The 19,789-nt window shown below is 59.5% G+C and carries 21 protein-coding genes; 9 read left to right on the top strand and 12 right to left on the bottom strand.

Annotated features, from left to right (window positions below; all coding sequences use genetic code 11):
* Positions 1-2 precede the first annotated feature (2 nt).
* The 3 genes from hemB to AAEZ06_RS19790 form a co-directional block, all read right to left on the bottom strand.
* On the bottom strand, positions 3-977 hold the full coding sequence (gene hemB / locus AAEZ06_RS19800) for a porphobilinogen synthase (protein ID WP_149413104.1): 975 nt from the start codon (positions 975-977) through the stop codon (positions 3-5).
* 195 nt (positions 978-1,172) lie between these two features.
* On the bottom strand, positions 1,173-2,015 hold the full coding sequence (locus AAEZ06_RS19795) for a PhzF family phenazine biosynthesis protein (protein ID WP_149413105.1): 843 nt from the start codon (positions 2,013-2,015) through the stop codon (positions 1,173-1,175).
* Between the two features lie 21 nt (positions 2,016-2,036).
* Positions 2,037-2,738 carry a glutathione S-transferase N-terminal domain-containing protein gene (locus AAEZ06_RS19790; protein ID WP_149413106.1) on the bottom strand — a complete coding sequence of 234 codons (702 nt, stop codon included), beginning with the start codon at positions 2,736-2,738 and terminating at the stop codon, positions 2,037-2,039.
* A gap of 252 nt (positions 2,739-2,990) precedes the next feature.
* Between AAEZ06_RS19790 and AAEZ06_RS19785 the strand changes: the two genes are divergently transcribed.
* Together AAEZ06_RS19785 and AAEZ06_RS19780 are read left to right on the top strand one after the other, a co-directional pair.
* Positions 2,991-3,692 carry a histidine phosphatase family protein gene (locus AAEZ06_RS19785; RefSeq protein ID WP_350615793.1) on the top strand — a complete coding sequence of 234 codons (702 nt, stop codon included), beginning with the start codon at positions 2,991-2,993 and terminating at the stop codon, positions 3,690-3,692.
* 95 nt (positions 3,693-3,787) lie between these two features.
* Complete coding sequence (locus tag AAEZ06_RS19780; protein ID WP_350615791.1) at positions 3,788-4,843, top strand: permease; 1,056 nt, start codon at positions 3,788-3,790, stop codon at positions 4,841-4,843.
* Here AAEZ06_RS19780 and mnmH read toward each other — a convergent pair.
* The 4 genes from mnmH to AAEZ06_RS19760 form a co-directional block, all read right to left on the bottom strand.
* Positions 4,840-5,943 (bottom strand): tRNA 2-selenouridine(34) synthase MnmH, encoded by a 1,104-nt coding sequence (gene mnmH, locus AAEZ06_RS19775; protein ID WP_149413109.1) that lies wholly within the window; start codon positions 5,941-5,943, stop codon positions 4,840-4,842. The genes AAEZ06_RS19780 and mnmH overlap by 4 nt on opposite strands.
* A complete protein-coding gene (selD, locus tag AAEZ06_RS19770) occupies positions 5,943-6,977 on the bottom strand; it encodes a selenide, water dikinase SelD (RefSeq protein ID WP_350615789.1) in 1,035 nt (344 codons plus the stop codon). The genes mnmH and selD overlap by 1 nt, the downstream gene beginning before the upstream one ends.
* Before the next feature lie 129 nt (positions 6,978-7,106).
* Positions 7,107-7,853: a TerC family protein gene (locus AAEZ06_RS19765; RefSeq protein ID WP_149413111.1), complete on the bottom strand. Its 747-nt coding sequence runs from the start codon at positions 7,851-7,853 to the stop codon at positions 7,107-7,109.
* Positions 7,854-7,881: 28 nt separating this feature from the next.
* The gene (locus tag AAEZ06_RS19760) at positions 7,882-8,142 is read right to left on the bottom strand and encodes a hypothetical protein (RefSeq protein WP_149413112.1); all 261 of its coding nucleotides are present in this window, start codon (positions 8,140-8,142) and stop codon (positions 7,882-7,884) included.
* 147 nt (positions 8,143-8,289) lie between these two features.
* On the opposite strand from AAEZ06_RS19760, the gene nhaR reads away from it, so the two are divergent.
* A complete protein-coding gene (nhaR, locus tag AAEZ06_RS19755) occupies positions 8,290-9,195 on the top strand; it encodes a transcriptional activator NhaR (RefSeq protein WP_149413113.1) in 906 nt (301 codons plus the stop codon).
* Here the strand turns inward: nhaR and AAEZ06_RS19750 are convergent.
* Positions 9,192-10,346 carry an MFS transporter gene (locus AAEZ06_RS19750; protein WP_149413114.1) on the bottom strand — a complete coding sequence of 385 codons (1,155 nt, stop codon included), beginning with the start codon at positions 10,344-10,346 and terminating at the stop codon, positions 9,192-9,194. The two genes, nhaR and AAEZ06_RS19750, sit on opposite strands and share 4 nt — an antisense overlap.
* Before the next feature lie 326 nt (positions 10,347-10,672).
* On the opposite strand from AAEZ06_RS19750, the gene sstT reads away from it, so the two are divergent.
* Positions 10,673-11,896, top strand: coding sequence for a serine/threonine transporter SstT (sstT, locus tag AAEZ06_RS19745; RefSeq protein ID WP_149413115.1), 1,224 nt, complete (start codon positions 10,673-10,675; stop codon positions 11,894-11,896).
* 70 nt (positions 11,897-11,966) lie between these two features.
* Here the strand turns inward: sstT and AAEZ06_RS19740 are convergent, their stop codons facing one another.
* Entirely contained in the window at positions 11,967-12,476 is a 510-nt protein-coding gene (locus tag AAEZ06_RS19740) for a DUF1993 domain-containing protein (protein WP_149413116.1), read from the bottom strand.
* Between the two features lie 125 nt (positions 12,477-12,601).
* Here AAEZ06_RS19740 and AAEZ06_RS19735 point away from each other — a divergent pair, with 125 nt between their 5' ends.
* A complete protein-coding gene (locus AAEZ06_RS19735; RefSeq protein WP_149413117.1) occupies positions 12,602-13,249 on the top strand; it encodes a YceH family protein in 648 nt (215 codons plus the stop codon).
* Positions 13,250-13,333: 84 nt separating this feature from the next.
* On the opposite strand, the gene AAEZ06_RS19730 is transcribed toward AAEZ06_RS19735, so the two are convergent.
* Positions 13,334-14,152: a shikimate 5-dehydrogenase gene (locus AAEZ06_RS19730; protein ID WP_350615786.1), complete on the bottom strand. Its 819-nt coding sequence runs from the start codon at positions 14,150-14,152 to the stop codon at positions 13,334-13,336.
* Between the two features lie 155 nt (positions 14,153-14,307).
* Here AAEZ06_RS19730 and AAEZ06_RS19725 point away from each other — a divergent pair, with 155 nt between their 5' ends.
* The 3 genes from AAEZ06_RS19725 to AAEZ06_RS19715 all read left to right on the top strand — a co-directional run bounded on the left by AAEZ06_RS19725 (position 14,308) and on the right by AAEZ06_RS19715 (position 15,411).
* Positions 14,308-14,679, top strand: a complete 372-nt coding sequence (locus AAEZ06_RS19725) for a hypothetical protein (RefSeq protein ID WP_178114473.1) — start codon at positions 14,308-14,310, stop codon at positions 14,677-14,679.
* Positions 14,680-14,923: 244 nt separating this feature from the next.
* The gene (locus AAEZ06_RS19720) at positions 14,924-15,118 is read left to right on the top strand and encodes a hypothetical protein (protein ID WP_133100434.1); all 195 of its coding nucleotides are present in this window, start codon (positions 14,924-14,926) and stop codon (positions 15,116-15,118) included.
* A gap of 113 nt (positions 15,119-15,231) precedes the next feature.
* The gene (locus AAEZ06_RS19715) at positions 15,232-15,411 is read left to right on the top strand and encodes a hypothetical protein (RefSeq protein WP_149413120.1); all 180 of its coding nucleotides are present in this window, start codon (positions 15,232-15,234) and stop codon (positions 15,409-15,411) included.
* Here AAEZ06_RS19715 and AAEZ06_RS19710 read toward each other — a convergent pair.
* Entirely contained in the window at positions 15,408-16,469 is a 1,062-nt protein-coding gene (locus AAEZ06_RS19710) for an AI-2E family transporter (RefSeq protein ID WP_149413121.1), read from the bottom strand. The two genes, AAEZ06_RS19715 and AAEZ06_RS19710, sit on opposite strands and share 4 nt — an antisense overlap.
* Before the next feature lie 162 nt (positions 16,470-16,631).
* On the opposite strand from AAEZ06_RS19710, the gene trhP reads away from it, so the two are divergent.
* Positions 16,632-17,951 (top strand): prephenate-dependent tRNA uridine(34) hydroxylase TrhP, encoded by a 1,320-nt coding sequence (gene trhP, locus AAEZ06_RS19705; RefSeq protein ID WP_350615784.1) that lies wholly within the window; start codon positions 16,632-16,634, stop codon positions 17,949-17,951.
* Between the two features lie 79 nt (positions 17,952-18,030).
* Here trhP and ctpM read toward each other — a convergent pair whose 3' ends face one another.
* On the bottom strand, positions 18,031-19,710 hold the full coding sequence (ctpM, locus tag AAEZ06_RS19700) for a methyl-accepting chemotaxis protein CtpM (RefSeq protein ID WP_350615782.1): 1,680 nt from the start codon (positions 19,708-19,710) through the stop codon (positions 18,031-18,033).
* Positions 19,711-19,789: the final 79 nt, after the last annotated feature.

Genomic DNA, 19,789 nt, shown 5'->3' with positions numbered 1-19,789 from the left:
GATCAAATCCCGGCCAACGCCAGGTCCATCGCAAAGTAGGTAAAGATCAAATCCGCACCGGCCCGTTTGATCGAGCCCAGGGTTTCCCTAACGATCCGCGCTTCATCAATGGCTCCAGCCTGGGCGCCGAACTTGATCATCGCGTATTCGCCGCTGACCTGATACGCCGCCACCGGCAAGCGCGAGGCTTCGCGGATGTCGCGGATGATGTCCAAGTATGCGCCGGCCGGCTTGACCATCAGTGCGTCGGCGCCTTCCTGTTCGTCCAGCAGGGATTCGCGCACGGCTTCGCGGCGGTTCATCGGGTTCATCTGGTAGCTTTTACGATCGCCCTTGAGCGCGCTGCCGCCGGCTTCGCGGAACGGGCCGTAAAGCGCCGAGGCAAATTTGGTGGAATAGGCCATGATCGGGATATGGCTGAAACCAGCCTCATCCAGGGCACGGCGAATGGCCTGGACCTGACCGTCCATGGCCGCCGAGGGCGCGATTACATCGGCACCGGCGCGGGCGGCTGCCACGGCTTGCTTGCCAAGGTTGACCAGGGTGCGGTCGTTGTCCACTTCACTGCCGTGCATCACGCCGCAGTGGCCGTGATCGGTGTATTCACAGAAGCAGGTATCGGACATGACGATCATTTCCGGCACCGCATCCTTGGCGATAGCGGACATGCGCGAGACCAGGCCGCGCTCGTTCCAGGTGTCGCTGCCACTGGCATCCAGGTGATGGGAGACGCCGAAGGTCATCACCGATTTGATCCCGGCACGGGCGTAACGCTCGATTTCGCCCGCCAGTTTCGATTCAGGGATGCGCATCACGCCGGGCATGCTGGTGATGGGCACGAAATCGTCGATTTCTTCTTCGACGAAAATTGGCAGCACCAAGTCGTTAAGGGTGAATTCGGTTTCCTGGAACAGGCTGCGCAACTCAGGGGAACGGCGCAGGCGACGGGGACGGGCTTCGGGGAACTGGCTAGACATTGGTTTTCCTACAATTTTCTACAAAAAGGGCCAACGCATGTGGCGAGGCAGATAGCTTAATAGGGCGAAAGCTTATGCCCGGATTGACCGAAAACACAAACACCGCATCCATAACGGTGCCTTTGCGTTTGCGTGATAATGGCTTTTGCGACTATGCCCGGAACAAACAAAAGGCACGCTGGCGGCGAATAATCGTTAAAGGGTCAACCTCCCCTCAATACACACCGAGACCGCGCCTCCAATCCATATCTCGTCGTCTTGTTGTTCCACGCGGATTCGCCCGGCGCGGCCCATGGCCGTGCCCTGGCTGACCACATAGCGGCTCGGCGCCAGGCCTTCACCCAACAGCCATTGGGCGACGCCGGCGTTGAGGCTGCCGGTTGCCGGGTCTTCCGGGGCGCCGTCGCCAGCAATGAAGGCGCGGACTTCGAACTGCGCTTCGTCGCCGTCCCGATCCAGGTTCCACGGGGCGATCACGCCTACCGCCAGCCCCTGCAGTTGCGAATAGTCCGGACGCAAGCCCAACACCTCCTCACGATCAGCCAACATTACCGCCAGCCAGCCTGCACCGTTGTCGGCCCACTGGGTACGCACGATGGCACCCGGTTCAAGGCTCAAGGCCAGGCGAACACGCTCCACCAACTCGGCCTCGATCGGACCGGATCGCAACAGCGGTGGTGCAATAAACGCCAGTTCGTCACCTTGACGACGGATACGCACCAGGCCGATTTCGCACTCCTGGATGATCTCCTCACCCATAGGCTTGCCACCGGCATGCAGCCAGGCATGACAACTGCCCAGGGTTGGGTGCCCGGCGAAGGGCAATTCCTGCAGCGTGGTGAAAATTCGCACACGATAGTCGGCACGTGGGTCACGGGGTTTGAGCAGGAAGGTGGTTTCGCTGAGGTTGGTCCACTTGGCGAAGTCGGCCATCTGCTGGTCGCTGAGGCTGTCGGCGCCCAGCACCACGGCCAGTGGGTTGCCTTTGAGGGGCTGGGAACTGAAAACGTCCAGTTGCTTGAAATCGAAGGAAGGCATCGGGCTGCACTCAAATGGAGATTAGGCTGTTGGAATATTCAGGCCGCGGATCACCGCCGGCCGCGCGACAAACCCGTCCAGCGCCCGCAGCACGTTAGGAAAGTCGGTAATCCCCACCAGGTCGCCTGACTCATAGAAACCAATCAGGTTGCGTATCCAGGGAAAGGTGGCGATATCGGCGATACTGTAGTCATCACCCATGATCCAGGTGCGGCCCAACAGGCGCTTTTCCAGCACATCCAGCAAGCGCCTGGCTTCGGCGACGTAACGGTCGCGGGGGCGCTTGTCTTCGTAGGCCTTGCCGGCGAATTTGTTGAAAAAACCGACCTGACCGAACATTGGACCAATACCGGCCATCTGAAACATCAGCCATTGAAGCGTCTCGTAACGCGCCGCCGGGTCAGTGGACAGGAACTTGCCGCCCTTCTCTGCCAGGTAGATCAGGATCGCACCGGACTCGAACAGCGCCAGCGGTTTACCACCTGGGCCATTGGGGTCAATGATCGCCGGGATCTTGTTGTTCGGGTTCAAAGAAAGGAACTCGGGCGAGAACTGGTCCTGAGTCTCGAAGCTGACCCGGTGCGGCTCGTACGCCAGGCCTAGCTCTTCCAGCATGATCGACACTTTGACCCCGTTGGGGGTCGGCAACGAGTACAGTTGCAGGCGCTCGGGATGTTGGGCTGGCCATTTGGCAGTGATCGGGAAGGCAGAAAGTGAATTCATCAGAGACCCCAAGGCAAGAAGTGCCAATGATAGTCATCTGGCGGGCAACCTGCACCGGTCTTCAATTCGCAACATCTGCTGACTATTATCCCTTGGAACCGAACGAAAACGCGTGAGTACACTCTTAAGTGCGCTCAACCGACTGAAGGGAGGCGCGCCCCCACACCGACACGAAACACCGCACGACGCTGGATGCGTCGTTGGGGCCTGGCTTGTACGCCTTAATCCGACGCACTGAAGACTCGAACCATAATGAAGATCAAGCCTCTGTGCCTTGCCAAACGCCTTAACCGATATTCATACACCATGTTGCCGCTGCTACTGGTAGGCGGAGCGCTGGTGCTGACCCTGGAAGCCCGGGAAAGCCGTGCCCAGCAAGTGGACGGCGTGCAGACCCTGGTGTTCCTGCGCCACGGCGAAAAACCCGCCGGCGGCCTGGGCCAGCTCAATTGCCAGGGCCTCAACCGCGCCATGAACCTAGCCACCGTGCTACCGGAAAAATTCGGCAAGGCCAACTTTGTGTTCGCCGCCAACCCGACGCGCAATGTCGAGGAAGGCGAACTAGACAACTCCTACAGCTACATTCGCCCGCTGATGACCATCAGCCCCAGCGCCATCAAGCTCGGCCTGCCAGTGAACATCAAGTTCTCGGCCAACGACACCAGCGCCCTGGCCGATGAACTGGTGGAAGACAAGTACCACAACTCGATCATCTACACTGCCTGGTCCCACGGCTATCTGCCGGAGTTGATCAACAAGGTGGCGAGCGAAGCGGTCGGTGAAAAGCACACCATCACCGATGACTGGTCCGGCAGCGATTTCGATACCCTGTATGTGCTGACCCTGACTTGGCACAACGGCAAGGCCACCTTGCTCAGTCGCAACTACAAGCAGGGCCTGGATAATGGCCTGGAAACTTGCCCGGATGCGACGCAGGTCAGCGCCGATACCTGAATGCACTGAATCTGTGGCGAGCGGGCTTGCTTGCTCGCCACAAGAGCCACACGGAGTATGATGCGCCGCTATCGACTCATCTGCGGAATCCCAACATGTCCAACCTCACCTCTACCAGCCTCGCCCGGGGCTGGTCCTTCTGGTGGAAGCCTGCGCTTTTTCTGCTGGTGGCCTGTGTCGGCCTCTACTACGTAAAGTGGTCGCCCTACTACTTCAAGGCGTTTGTGGCTGCGGATAACCACAGCATCGGCGCCTCGATTCTCAACGACGAGCAAAGTGCACCACTGGCGGCAGCGCTGGCCTATGCCAAGGTGTATTTCCTGGCCATCTGGAAAGCTGCTGTCCTGGCCGTGATTCTCGGCTCATTGCTGCAAGTGCTGATCCCCCGGGACTGGCTGTTGCGCCTGTTCGGCCGTGCCGGGCTGGGTTCAACCCTGCGCGGTGGGCTGTTCGCCTTGCCGGGGATGATGTGCAGTTGCTGCGCCGCACCGGTAGCCGCAGGCATGCGTCGACAACAAGTGTCAGTGGGCGCCGCACTGGCGTTCTGGATTGCCAACCCGGTGCTTAACCCGGCGACCCTGGTGTTCATGGGCTTCGTTTTGGGTTGGGGGTTTACTGCCTTGCGACTGGTGGCGGGGATTGTGCTGGTGGTCGGAGTGTCCCTGGTGGCGCAGCGTATCGCCCGTCCTGATCAGGTACCCGAAGCGGCGCTGGACGCCGTGGCCGAAGTCAGCACCACCGACAGCCAACCGTTCCTGACCCGCTGGCTGCGCACCTTGTGGCAGCTGTTCTGGAGCACCATTCCGGTCTATATCCTGGCGGTATTGCTGCTGGGCGCGGCGCGGGTCTGGCTGTTTCCCCACGTCGACGGGACGATGGCTGACAGCCTGTGGTGGCTGGTGCCACTGGCGATTGTCGGCACGCTGTTCGTAATCCCCACGGCGGCGGAAATCCCTATCGTCCAGACCATGATGACCCTTGGGATGGGCACCGGCCCTGCAGTGGCATTGCTGATGACCCTGCCGAGCGTGAGCCTGCCGTCGCTGTTGATGCTGCGCAAGGATTTCGATGCGCGGGTGCTGGTGACGGTGGCAGGGCTGACCATGCTCATGGGCGTGCTGTGTGGCTTGGTCGGGGCCTTCATTCTCTAAACTGACCGAGCAGCCCGCTCGCGCAAATACTCCAATACGGCCACCTGTTCCCCGGAGAACTCGATTCGTACGCCTTTGCTTTCACGTTGGAAGGCGTACATCGGGTCGTAATACTCTCGCAACAAGCCTTCGATCCAGCCCCGATGCAGGTCTATGGCACCGCTGCGCGCCTGTTCCGCCAGGGCGTCCTGCATGATCGCCTGCAATCGTTGAAATCGCTCGCCGCCCAAGCGTTTATGGATGTTACCCAAGCTTTGGGTTAGACGCTCGGCGAATAGCCGGTAACCCGTTTCGCCAAATACCTCGATAAATTCAGCACACAAGTCGATCACATAATCGCGCAGGATTCGTTCGACCCGGCCTTCAACGCTGTCTTCCAGCCACACCAAGGGAAAGGCCTGCATACCTTTATGCAATGGCAATGGCAGGGCACAACTGCCGATCATGCGGCTTTCGTCCTCTACCACGAACTGTTCGATGCCAAGCGCACGTTTTTTCAGCAGGTCGACCGCCAGGCGATTCTCAAAATCGATGTTGGAGGGCTGCGTTGTGGCGCGCTTGCCAAAGCTGGAACCACGGTGATTGGCGTGGCCCTCAAGGTCCAGGGCATTGTTCAATTGACCGAGCACTTCGGTTTTGCCGGTGCCAGTCATGCCACCCAGCAACACGAAATCACACTGGGCGGTGGCCTGCTCGACGGTGTCGAGCAGGAACGTGCGCATAGCCTTGTAGCCACCCCCGATCCGGGGATAATCGACTCCCGCCTCGCTTTTCAACCATTGCTGGACGATCTGCGAGCGCAGTCCGCCGCGAAAGCAGTACAGATAACCGTCAGGGTTGGCGCGTGCGAACTGCGCCCACTGCTCGATACGTTCGACCTTGATCGTCCCGGACACCAACTCATGCCCGAGCACAATCGCCGCCTGCTGGCCCTGCTGTTTGTAACAAGTGCCCACGCGCTGACGTTCATCGTCGTTCATCAGCGGCAGGTTGATTACCCCAGGGAACGCGCCCTTGACGAACTCCACCGGCGCACGGGTATCCATCATTGGCCGGTCGTTGAGAAAGATGTCGCAGTAATCGGTGATGTCGATGGGCATCAAAACACCTCTACCGCGTTGGTCTGTCGCTCAACCAGTTGACCAATCGGCTCCAGGTTCAACCCCAACTCAGCCGCCACTGCCAGGAACTCGGCATCGCCCTCGGGCGTAACCGCTACCAACAGGCCGCCGCTGGTTTGCGGGTCGCACAACACACGCTTGTGCAATTCAGTCATGCGCCCCAGTTTGCTGGCGTAGCTGTCGAAGTTGCGCAAGGTACCGCCGGGCACGCAGCCCTGCTCCAGGTAGTACTCGACCCCTGGCAGGCGTGGGACTTTTTCGTACTCGATGCGCGCGGTCACACCGCTGCCGTCGGCCATTTCCACCAGGTGGCCCAACAGGCCGAAACCGGTGACATCAGTCATTGCTGTGACGCCGGACAACTTGCCAAAACGGCTGCCAGGTTTATTGAGGGTGCACATCCAATCCCGCGCCAGGCCGATGTCGTTTTCCCGCAGTTTGCCCTTTTTTTCCGCCGTGGTGAGGATGCCGATGCCCAAGGGCTTGGTCAGGTACAACTGGCAGCCGGCGGTGGCGGTGTCGTTGCGCTTCATATGGCGTTTTTCCACTAGCCCGGTAACGGCGAGACCGAATATCGGCTCCGGGGAGTCTATGGAGTGACCTCCGGCCAGGGGAATGCCTGCAGCGTCACACACCGAGCGGCCACCGCGAATCACCTCACGGGCAATCTCCGGGGCCAGCACGTTGACCGGCCAGCCGAGAATGGCGATGGCCATCAACGGGTCGCCGCCCATGGCGTAGATATCGCTGATAGCGTTGGTGGCGGCGATGCGGCCGAAGTCGAAGGGATCATCGACAATCGGCATAAAGAAATCAGTGGTGGAGACCACGCCACGTTCGTCGTCGATGGCGTAAACCGCCGCGTCGTCGCGGGAGGCGTTGCCTACCCAGAGCTTGGGATCAAGGTTCTGCGCGCCGCTGCCGGCAAGAATCACTTCCAGTACCTGGGGGGAAATTTTGCAACCACAACCCGCACCATGGCTGTACTGGGTCAGGCGAATCGGCTCGTTCATGGTTTACCTCCGGACATCAAGGTGACGGATTCTAACAGAGCCGTCCGGCAAACCTGTGTTCTTGGTGTCAGACAGCAAAAAGGCCAGCCGCGCTGATCAGAGCGCGGCCGGCCTTTGTTGTTTCAGCCCTTAGTGTTTTTCAGCAAGCCGTCTATGCCGGGTACGTCGTGCAATATTCAGGCACTCGATCACCGCCGAGAACGCCATGGCCGCGTAGACGTAGCCTTTTGGAACATGAGCGCCGAAGCCTTCGGCAATCAGGGTCATGCCGATCATGATGAGGAAGCCCAGGGCCAGCATCACCACCGTCGGGTTGTCGTTGATGAACTTGGCCAAAGGTTCGGCCGCCACCAGCATTACGATTACCGAGACCACCACGGCAATGATCATGATCGGCAAGTGCTCGGTCATGCCCACGGCGGTGACGATGCTGTCGATGGAAAACACCAGGTCCAGCAGCAGGATCTGGCCGATGGCCGAGGCAAAGCCCAGGGACACGCTCGGCGAATTACTTCCAACCTTTTCCGGCTCTGGGTCCATGCTGTGGTGGATTTCGGTAGTCGCCTTCCACAGCAGGAACAGGCCACCGGCGATCAGGATCATGTCTTTCCAGGAGAACGCATTCCCCAGGATTTCAATGACTGGCTCAGTCAGTTGCACGATAAACGCGATGGTGCTCAACAGGCCCAGACGCAAAATCAGCGCCATGCTGATACCGATGCGCCGTGCCTTGGCCCGGTGTTGTACGGGCAATTTGTTGGTGAGAATCGAGATGAAGATCAGGTTGTCGATCCCCAACACGATTTCCATGACGATCAAGGTCGCCAGGGCCACCCAGGCGGTAGGGCTCGCGGCCAGTTGTACAAGGTAGTCCATAGGTCAGTCCTGACTCGGTGTGCTGGGGTTAGGTTTCCTGCGAGGAAGCTTCACGCGTCTCGCTGTCGGATTGCTCTTCGGCGTTTTTCTCTTTGGGGCTGATCAACCCTTGGGTCGCCTCGCTCAACGCCTGCTCGGCCGCCTGATGAGTATCGTCGATGACTTGCTTGGCCGACTCGCTCGCTTTGCCCAGCAGTTGCTGCGCACTTTTCTCGGCCTGATCACAACCACTGATCATCACCAATGAAAGCGCAAGCAACGACGCCGCGCCCAGAGAATTGAGTTTCATGATGCGTTCCTCGTTAGAACCGTTGGACCCAAGCATTGAGCCCGCGATAGCGAGGCATTCTAAGGAAGCAAACAGTTCAGGAAAATTCGTATTTTTTCCGCTTATACTTCGATTTACACGAAGTAACACTCTCCCTTAAGGCGGCCCATGCTCAATTACCGACAATTGCACTACTTCTGGGTGGTCGCCAAGACCGGCAGTATCGTGCGCGCCTGTGAGCAATTGAACCTCACGCCGCAGACTATCAGTGGGCAAATCAGCCTGCTGGAGCAGACTTTCGGCGTGGCGCTGTTTCAGAGGGTGGGGCGCAAGTTGGAGTTGACTGAGGCCGGACGGCAGGCGCTGCCTTATGCCGAACAAATGTTCCAGATGGGTAATGAATTGGAAGCCATGCTGCGGGCCCAGCCCAATGAGCAGCAGATTCTGTTTCGTGTCGGCGTCGCTGATGTGGTGCCCAAGTCGATCGTCTACCGGCTGATCGCGCCCATCATGGAATTGAGCGAGCCGATCCGCATTACCTGCCGCGAAGACAAACTCGAACGCTTACTGGCGGACCTGGCGATCCAGCGGCTGGACCTGGTGATCTCCGACAGCCCGATGCCCTCGCACCTGGATATCAAGGGCTACAGCCAAAAACTGGGGGAATGCGGCATCAGTTTCTTTGCCACCCAGGCATTGGCTGACCGGCATGGCGGCGAGTTTCCACAGTGCCTGCAGGGCGCTCCGCTGCTGATTCCGGGGGTGGAAACGGTGGTACGTAGTCGTTTGTTACGCTGGTTTGCCGAGCAGCAGATCCAGCCACGGATTGTCGGTGAGTTTGACGACAGCGCCCTGATGCAGGCCTTCGGCCAATCCGGCAGCGGCATTTTCATCGCCCCCAGCGTCATCGCCGATGAGGTCAAGCACCAGTACAGCGTGGCCCTGATCGGCCAGACCGACGCGGTGACTGAATCGTTCTACGCTATCTCGGTGGAGCGCAAGATCAAGCACCCCGGCATCGTGGCGATTACCGAAGGTGCCCGGCGAGAACTGTTTACCTCACTGCCCGGCTAGACGCAGACTTCGCGGGCCTTGGCGGTCATCAGCCAAAACGCCAGGAGGATCGACAGCAGGATAAAACCGGCGGCGGCAAAGCCAAGGCTACCCAGCCCGAGGGTATCGATCACCCGCCCACCGACCATCGCCCCCAGGCCAATGCCCAGGTTGGCACCGGCGATGTTCAGCGAAGCGGCAAACGCCGGAGCATGAGGCGCCACTTTCATCAGTCGTACATGGCTGACCAGGAACAGCGCCGCCTGGGTCACGCCCCAGATGCCCATCGCCGCCGCCAGGCCCAGGGTGGAATGGATAGCCGGCACCAGCGCCACCATACCGGTGATCATAAAACCGCAGAACACCATCGAAGCCATCAGCGGATGGCGGTCGACCATGCGTCCGCCCAATGAGTTGCCGATCAGGCCAACGGCGCCAAAGCCCATCAGGCACCAGCCCACCAGTGTGCCGTCGAAGCCGGCCAAGCGCTCCAAAATGTCCGCCAGGTAGGTATAAACGGTGAACATGCCGCTAAAGACCAGAATCGACAGCAGAACGTGGCCTTGCATCAAAGGGCTGCGCAGGATTTTGAACTGCGAACGCAAGGTCACCGCTTCTTTCTTCACCGTGGTGGCAGGCAGGTAGATAAATAGCAACAAGGCCTTGGCAAGCGCCACCACGGCGAGAATGCCGAAGGCTGTGCGCCAGCCGAACATATCGGAGATCAATGTGCCCACCGGAATGCCGAACACCGTGGCACAGACGATGCCGAAGCCGATCTTGGCAATGGCCCGGCCCGCGTACTCCGGCCCGACGATGTCCACGGCGGTTTCACTGGCCAGGGCCCAGAACACGGGTAGCCCAAGCGCCGGAATTAGCCGCGCCACGGACATGACCCAGATATTGGGCGCCAGGGCCGCCAGGGTATTGGCCAGGCTGAACATGATCAGGATCGTGATAAACAGGCGCTTGCGCTCAAAGCGGGCGAAATAGGCGGTAAGGAACGGGCCGAAGGCCGCTACGGTGAAGGCAAACAGGGTCACCAGCAAACCGGCCTGGGACACACTGACATCCAGGTCGCGGGCGATGGAAGGCAGCAGGCCGACGATGACGAACTCCGTGGTCAGCACGGTAAAACCGGCTGCCGAGAGCAGCAGGATGGGCAACAACATGAATAACTCCAGAAACAGCGACGCCAACGACAGCCCGAGGGCCCGCTGACAGGTATGGAATAAAAAGGATATTGAATGTTAGCAGAGTGTGTCGATCTTGGGGACCGGTAAGGTTGAATGGTCTGATCTCTGAGCGACCTAATGCCGCACGCTGGGCGGGACACGTCCTACAGCATGTTAAACTTCGTCGATTGCACCAGGCGCATTCGGCTACCGTGTGCCCTCATCAAAACTTTCCAGCGTTTTACTCTCTGGCAGCCTGCCCGGCTTCTGCTGCCTTGGTTGCACGCACCGCCGCACACACTAAAAAAACTAGAGACGCCCTTATGACTGCTGTCCCGCCCCTCTTTCGTCGACTCATGCGCGTCAGCCTGGTCACGCAAATTATCATCGGCCTAGTGGCCGGTATTCTGCTGGCTCTACTTTTGCCCGGTGTCGCCCAATCCACGGGGTTTATCGGCAAGGTGTTTGTCTCGGCCCTCAAGGCAGTCGCGCCGATCCTGGTATTTGTACTGGTCATGGCCTCAATCGCCAACCACAAGCACGGCCAGGAAACCCATATTCGGCCGATCCTGTTCCTGTACCTGCTGGGCACCTTTGCCGCTGCCGCCGTTGCGGTGATTGCCAGTATGCTATTCCCTTCCCCCCTGGTGCTCGTGACCCACGATGTGGCCGTGAGTGCCCCCGGCGGCATCGGCGAAGTGCTGCAAAGCCTGTTACTCAGCGTGGTGGACAACCCGGTCAGCGCGCTGATGAACGCCAACTTCATCGGTATCCTGGCCTGGGCCATCGGCATGGGCGTCGCTATCCGCCATGCCGGCGAAACCACGCGCACCGTGCTGAATGACCTGTCCAACGGGGTCACGTTGATCGTACGCATGGTGATTCGCTTTGCGCCGCTTGGGATCTTCGGCCTGGTGGCCTCGACACTGGCCACCTCCGGTTTCGGCGCGCTGCTGGGCTACGCACACCTGCTGCTGGTGCTGATCGGTTGCATGCTGTTTGTAGCGTTGGTGGTCAACCCGGCCATCGTCTTCTGGAAACTGCGCCGCAACCCTTACCCGCTGGTGCTGATGTGCCTGCGGGAAAGTGGCATCACGGCGTTTTTCACCCGCAGCTCAGCAGCCAATATTCCGGTCAACCTGGCGTTGAGCAAGCGCATGGGACTGCATGAGGACACCTATTCAGTGTCGATCCCGCTGGGGGCAACCATCAACATGGCCGGCGCCGCCATCACCATTACCGTATTGACCCTTGCCGCCGTGCATACCTTGGGCATTGCCGTCGACTTGCCAACCGCCATACTGCTCAGCGTAGTGGCAGCGGTCTGTGCCTGTGGTGCGTCGGGAGTTGCCGGTGGCTCGCTGCTGCTAATCCCCCTGGCGTGCAGCCTGTTCGGTATTCCCAGTGAAATCGCCATGCAAGTGGTCGCCGTGGGCTTCATCATTGGCGTGCTGCAGGACTCGGCGGAAACCGCACTGAACTCATCTACCGACGTGCTGTTCACTGCCGCTGCATGTCTGGGTCAGGATGCAAAAACTGCGGCATAAACCGTCAGCTACAAAAAAAGCCCGGGCCAACTCACTGCGAGCTGGCCCGGGCTTTTTTATGTCGCTGGGTTTAGAACGCGCCCATGTAATCGCGCTTGCCCACTTCCACTCCGTTATGACGCAGCAAGGCGTAGGCGGTGGTGACGTGGAAGAAGAATTGCGGCAGGCCGTAGGTCAGCAGGTAGGCCTGGCCGCTGAAGCGCTTCTCTTTAGGTGTGCCTGGACGGGTGACGATTTCGATGCCTTCCTTACCGTCGACTTGGGCTGGGGTGATGGTGTCAATAAAGGCCAGGACCTTGGCGATCAGTGCTTGCAGGTCGGCGAAGGTGACTTCGGTGTCTTCATATTTCGGCACTTCGATCTCAGCCAGGCGCGCGGAAACACCCTTGGCGAAGTCGACAGCAATCTGCACCTGACGCACCAGCGGGAACATGTCCGGGGACAGGCGCGCTTGCAGCAAGGCGTTCGGGTCGATGTTCTTGGCGGTGGCGTGGGCTTGGGCCTTGTTCAGCACATCGCTCAGGGCGTTGAGCATTTGCTTGAAGACCGGGAGGGAAGCGGCGTACAGGGAAATAGTCATGACAGTCTCGACAGTTGTGGCAGGGTTCGGATCAGGCACGATTATAGCCATGCAGGCTGCCAGTGCCGCTTGTCTTTTATTTTTTCGAGATTAGGCTAGTGGGCTCACAGCATAGGGAAAGCGCGATGACCAGCGAGCACGACACCACCTCCTCAGAGCCACGCCTCAACAGCACGGAAATCCGCGTTTTGGGTTGCCTGATCGAAAAACAGGCCACCAATCCTGAAACCTACCCGCTGACGCTTAACGCCCTAGTGATCGCCTGCAACCAGAAAACCAGCCGGGAACCGGTGATGAACCTCAGCCAGGGCCAGGTCGGCCAGAGCCTGCGTGCCCTGGAAGGTCGCGGCTTTACCAAGCTGGTGATGGGCAGCCGTGCCGACCGCTGGGAGCACCGTGTGGACAAGGCCCTGGAGCTGGTGCCCGCCCAGGTGATTCTCACCGGCCTGCTGTTCCTGCGCGGCCCGCAGACGGTCAACGAACTGCTGACCCGCAGCGGGCGCATGCACGACTTTGAAGATGCTGAGCAAGTGGTGCATCAGCTGGAACGCCTGATCGCTCGCGACCTGGCATTGCTGGTGCCTCGTCAGGCGGGGCAGCGCGAAGATCGCTATATGCATTCCCTGGGGGACCCGGCGGATATCGAGGTGATCCTTGCCGCCCGCGGCAATCCGCAGGAACGTGGTGCTGGCGGCGGTGTTTCCCTGGAGCGCATTGAAGAACTGGAAGCGCGAATTGCAGCGCTGGAAGAGCGCCTTACCCGCCTGGAATAAAACCCTCTGTGGCGAGCGGGCTTGCCCGCTCGCCACAGGTGTAGTGGTCACAGGTACAGTGTTCACCCTTAACTGCTTGCCACATTACCCCCTAGCAAACGCCACCGCCGCCTGAAACTGCTCATCCGTCGGCCGCACGCCGGTGTACAGCACAAACTGCTCCAGCGCCTGGATCGCGATCACTTCCAGACCGGTAATCACCCGTTTGCCCTGAGCACGACCGCGCAGGATCAATGGGGTTTGCGCGGGAATCGCCACTACATCGAACACAGTGTCAGCAGCATCGATGGCATCGGCGTCAAAGGCCAACTGCTCAGCTTGCGGGCCACCGGTCATGCCGATGGGCGTCACATTGATCAGCATCTGCGGGCGCAGGTCGCCCAGTTGCGCCTGCCACTCATACCCCAGACTTTGCGCCAATGCCCTGCCGGCGGCTTCGTTGCGCGCAACAATCACGCCCTTGGTGTAGCCGCCATCGCGCAATGCGCTGGCCACGGCCTTGGCCATGCCGCCGCTGCCGTGCAGGGCGAAGGTCGAATCCTTGGGCACCGCATGTTTTTTCAGCAATTGTTCAATGGCGATGTAGTCGGTGTTGTAGGCCTTGAGGTGCCCGGCGGTGTTGACGATGGTATTGATCGAAGCGATAGCCCTGGCCGAATCGTCCAACTCGTCCACCAGGGCAATGCAGGCTTCCTTGAACGGCATGGACACACCGCAACCGCGAATGCCCAGAGCGCGGATACCGGCCACGGCGCCGGGCAAATCCTGACTACTGAAGGCCTTGTAGTAAAAATTCAGACCCAATTGTTCATACAGGTGGTTGTGAAAGCGCAGGCCAAAATTCCCGGGGCGCCCCGACAGTGACATGCACAGTTGGGTGTCCTTGTTGGGGTTCATCAGCATGAGTAACTCCTTGAGTAAGCAAATCGGTACAGACCTTACACAACCTTTACCTACCGGCTGTGCTGTTTTTCAGAAATACGCTGTCTTAAAAGTATCCCCGCGACAATCCTTGAGTCTATTGATTGCAGACCACAAGCGCAGGGACCAACCGAGGAATGACCATGATTCGTAAAATCCCCAAGATCGCGTTGCTGATCGGTGCACTTGCTGTGGCAGGCCAAGCCTCTGCCCACGGTGGTGGCTGGGGTGGCCCGGCCGTAATCGGCGCCGTCGTCGGTGCAGCCGTAGTGGGTTCGGTGATCGCCAACCAATCCCGGCCGGTCTATGTAGAGCAACCGGTGTATGTCCAGCCGCAGCCGGTATACGCGGCTCCACCGCCGGTCTACTACCAGCCACAACCGGTCTACGTGCAACAGCCGGTTTATTACCGCCCTGCCCCGGTCTACTACGGGCCACCACGAGGTTATTACGGCCCACCTCGCGGCTACTACGGCCCGCCCCACGGCTATTATGGCCGCGGCTGGTAACTTGTTTGACTGAGACACCTGAACAGGCCTCGCAGCAGCTGCGGGGCCTTTTTTATGGCTCATACGGCCTGAATAAATCTTGCCGAGGTCATTGTGAGGACAATGGCTGCGGTTAAATCCGACATCATTGAGTCAATGTGCACTTGCCCAAACCGGGTTCGTGCTGTCATGTTTTCGTCATGTCACGCTTTCACTATCAAAACTGTCCACCCCTGACAACTCATAACAACAAGGACGCCCCAGCATGCCCACACAGAACCCGCACCGCACTGCCGGCCTCTGCACTTCCAGCAAGGTCTATAGCGCCTTGACCGAACTCAAGCACCTGGAAGGCCATCGCAGCGCCAAGTTCCTCTCGCTGCTAACGGAAAACCTGGTCCGCAAGGGCCTGCTCAGCGAACAGGAAGTGGTGAGCATGCTCGATCAGGTGGTTGACTGATCGCAGCATGCCGCGCTTGTCTCGATGACAGTGATGTCGACTATCGAGCAGGGTGATTTCTCCCCAAGGCGTATGAACCGTAAGGTGAGCGCCATAGAGAAATGGAGGTAGATATGCCCACTATTAAAATCATGTCCGTCATCGGCAGCGCCGTTCCCGCCCCACTCCGGGATCTGGGTTTACTCGCCTGCTGGTACCTGGTACGGGACGGCGAGGCCATCAGCGGCCCGCTCACCTCATTGCCCGACGCCCAGGCCCTGTCACGCAAGATGGCTCACTGTTTCCAAGCCTAAGGCAATCGTACCCGTGGCTTGGTTTCGACGAACAGCGCCCAGCTCGACATGAACAACGCAGCGATCAACGGCCCGATGACAAACCCATTGAGACCGAAGATCGACAGGCCGCCCAAGGTCGAGATCAGAATCAGGTAATCGGGCATCTTGGTGTCCTTGCCTACCAGGATCGGCCGCAGCACGTTGTCCACCAGGCCGATCACAAAAATGCCGAACAGCGCCAGCACCACCCCTTGCCAGATCGAACCGCTGAGCAGGAAGTATGCCGCCACCGGGGCCCAGACAATCCCCGCGCCCACTGCCGGTAGCAGTGACAGAAACGCCATCAATACCGCCCACAGCAATGCACTGGGAATATCCAGAAACCAGAAGATCAAACCGCCCAGCGCGCCCTGGGTCACGGCCACCAGTAAGTTGCCCTTGACGGTAGCGCGCACCACCCGGTTGAACTTCAGTTGCAAGCGACGCTTCTGTGGTTCGGCCAGCGGCACCGCCGTGCGCACCTTGCGTACCAGTTCAGGGCCGTCGCGCAGCAGGAAAAACAGCAAGTACAGCATGATGAAAAAACTGACAAGGAAATCAAAGGTGCCCTGGCCAAAGCTGAACGCCTGGCTGGCGAAGAACTGGCTGCCTTGCATGGCGCCCTTGACGATTTTTTCCCGCAGCCCTTCCAGGTTGCCCATGCCGAAGCGATCCAGAAGGTGCTGGAAATACGGCGGCAGAAGGGTCTTGAATTGCTCGATATAGCCGGCAATGTCCAGTTTGCCGCTTTCAATATTTTTGTACAGCGTCGCGCCTTCCTGCACCAGCAAGGCACTGGTGATGATCACCGGCAAAATCGCGATTACCAGGCAGACCAGCAGGGTAGAGAGTGACGTCAGGTTTCTATTCCAGCCAAACCGCAGCTGCAGGCGCTGCTGCAGGGGCGCAAAGACGATCCCCAGAATAATCGCCCAGAACACTGCGCCGTAGAACGGCAGCAGTATCCAGAGAAACGCACTGGTCACCAGGGCCAGCAGCAACAGCAGGGTTTTGAATTGCAAATTCGTTTGGTTCATGTCCAATCCATGCCAGAAAAACACAGAGCGCCCAGCGCGCCCTGTTGCTTAGTCCGCCGCAAATCCTGCGAGTGCCATCTTTGTCCCTACAGAATAGACGCAGATCAATAAAGCCCAGGCCGGGTTCGATTACCCTGCCACCCTTTTGCGATCGAAGTCCTCATGTTCCCTGCCCTCGCCCCCGAATTGCTAGCTCCCGCCGGCACCCTGAAAAACATGCGCTACGCCTTCGCCTACGGCGCCGATGCGGTGTACGCCGGGCAACCGCGCTACAGTCTGCGGGTGCGCAATAACGAGTTCGACCATGCCAACCTGGCCCTCGGCATCGAGGAGGCCCATGCCCAGGGCAAGCGTTTCTACGTGGTGGTCAACATCGCGCCCCACAACGCCAAGCTAAAAACCTTCCTCAAGGACATGGCGCCTGTGATCGCCATGGGGCCGGACGCGTTGATCATGTCCGATCCGGGCTTGATCATGCTGGTGCGCCGACACTTCCCGCAGATGCCGATTCACCTGTCGGTGCAGGCCAATACGGTGAACTGGGCGAGCGTCGAGTTCTGGCAGCAGCAAGGGATCTGCCGGATCATCCTGTCCAGGGAACTGTCCCTGGAAGAGATCGCTGAAATCCGCCAGCAGGTGCCAGCCATGGAGCTGGAAATCTTTGTCCATGGTGCGCTGTGCATGGCCTACTCCGGACGCTGCCTGCTGTCGGGTTACATGAACAAGCGTGACGCCAACCAGGGCACTTGCACCAATGCCTGCCGCTGGAAGTACCAGGCGACGCCTGCGGTGGAAAACGCCGCCGGCGATATCGTCCAGGAATATCAACCCGAGCCGACCCTGGGCCTTGGCGCCCCCACCGACCAGGTATTCCTGCTCCAGGAAGCCAATCGCCCGGACGAACAGATGCCAGTGTTCGAAGACGAGCACGGCACCTACATCATGAACGCCAAGGATTTGCGGGCGGTGCAGCACGTCGAGCGCCTGACCCGGATGGGCGTGCATTCGCTGAAGATCGAAGGCCGGACCAAATCACATTTCTATTGCGCACGCACCACCCAGGTCTACCGCCAGGCCATTGATGACGCGGTCGCCGGACGGGAGTTTGACCGTGGCCTGATGACCAATCTGGAGTCCCTGGCCCAGCGCGGCTACACCGAAGGCTTCCTGCGTCGGCATGTGCATGACGAGTATCAGAACTATCAGAACGGCAGCTCAGTGTCGGAGCGCCAGCAGTTTGTCGGTGAGTTGACAGGTGAACGGCGTGGGGAGTTGGCCGAGGTCAAGGTGAAGAATCGCTTTGCCGTGGGCAATCATCTGGAGTTGATGACGCCGGCGGGAAATTTTCATTTTGATCTAGGGATGATGCAGAACGGTAAAGGCGAGGCAATCGAGGTAGCACCGGGGGATGGGCATACCGTGTATGTGCCGATACCCATGGAGATGGATCTGCGGTTTGGGCTTTTGATGCGTGATGTTTAAGGGAAATTGAGGGTGCCTGTTCCGGCCTCATCGCAGGCTTGCCCGCGATGAGGCCCGTATAGGCGCCTCATCGCCTGAATCAGATTCTGAACTGCCCCACCAACTTGCCCAGCCGCTGCCCCAGATCAGCAAGGCTACGGGACGTCTGCGCGCCCAGCTGAGTCTCATCCGCCACGCTGTCCACCGCCACGGCAATCTGATGCACGCTGCGGTTGATCTCTTCGGCTACGGCAGTCTGCTCTTCGGCGGCGCTGGCGATCTGCGCGTTCATTGAGTTAATGGTGCCGATCAACTGGGCCATGGCGTCCAGAGACGCACCGGCTTCGTTGGCCTGGGCCGAGGTGCCATCGCCAGCATCGCTGGAGCGGCGCATGGCTTCCACGGCCGCCTCGGTGCCCTTTTGCAGGCGGTCGATCATGCCCTGGATTTCCTGGGTGCTTTGCTGGGTGCGGCTGGCCAAGGCCCGCACCTCATCGGCCACCACCGCAAAACCACGACCGGCTTCACCCGCGCGGGCCGCTTCGATGGCGGCGTTGAGGGCCAGCAGATTGGTCTGATCGGCAATCGAGCGAATCACCCCGAGCACGCTGACAATCGACGAAACGTCCTGCTGCAGGCTGTCCAGGGACACGCCGCTGCTGCGGATGTCATTCACCAGCGCATGGATCTGCGCAATGCTGCCGTCCACCACACGCTTGGCAGCCTGGCCTTCGGCGTCGGTCTGTTGCGCCGCTACTGCCGCACCCTGGGCACTGCGGGCCACCTCATGGGCCGCCGAGGACATTTCATTGATAGCCGTCGCCACTTGGTCAGTCTCGTGACGTTGACGCTCCATCGCCTGTTCCGAGCGATGAGCCTGATCGGAGACCTGGCTGACAAGGCCAGTGAGTTGCGAGGTCATTTCGGTGATCTGGCGCACCAGACCGTGGATCTTGTCGACAAAACAGTTGAACGAACCCGCCAACTCTCCAAGCTCATCCTGGCTGGTGATTTCCAGGCGACGGGTCAAGTCACCTTCGCCGGCGGCGATGTCGTCAAGGTTGACTTTCATCAGGTGTAGCGGCCGCAGGATGGTATTGGCCACCAGCATGCCGACAGCAGCGATCACCAACAGCACCACCACGGCGATGCCGATGATGCTCATCAGTACGCCTTCCATGCGCTCATGAACCTTGACCTCGACCTCGGCGACCTGAGCCTCGATGCCATCCAGATTGACCGCGGTACCGATGACCATGTCCCACTTGGGCAAGTATTCGGTGTAGCCGAGTTTGGGCACCAAGGCCGTTTGCCCAGGCTGCGTCGAACTGTATTGCAGGTAATGCGTGCCATCCTTGCCCACTTTTACCAGGTCACGATTGACGTAGACGCCGTTGGGGTCCCGGTTGTCCTTGAAGCTTTTGCCAACGCCCTCAGGGCTGTTTCCCTTGAACAGGCGAATGGTTTCGGAGTCGTAGCCAAAGAAGTAGCCATCCTTGCCGTAGCGGGTGTTCGACAGCAGCTTGACCACCTGCGCCCGCGCGGCCGTGTCGCCTGGGGCGGCGGCATCGTAGAGCGGTTTGATGGTAGTCATTGCCACCTCGACATAACTCTGCAGGGTGACCTTGGCGTCATTGAGTAAGTTCTGACGGGTTTCTTCGACCTCGTTACGGGCTTGCTCCTGGAGAATCCACACCGTGGTCAGGCTGATGACCACGGCAAACAACAGAACGGGCAGTACTGCGAGGGACAGTACTTTGGCCTTCAGGCTAAGGCGCATGGCTTTTCTCTCTCGTATAGGGGCGACGTAAGAGGGTTAACGGCCTGAGGGGATAAAACTGTAGGCGCGAGCTTGTTGT

Source organism: Pseudomonas sp. HY7a-MNA-CIBAN-0227, assembly GCF_040310325.1.
GTDB lineage: Bacteria > Pseudomonadota > Gammaproteobacteria > Pseudomonadales > Pseudomonadaceae > Aquipseudomonas.
This window is presented reverse-complemented; position numbering and strand designations above follow the sequence as displayed.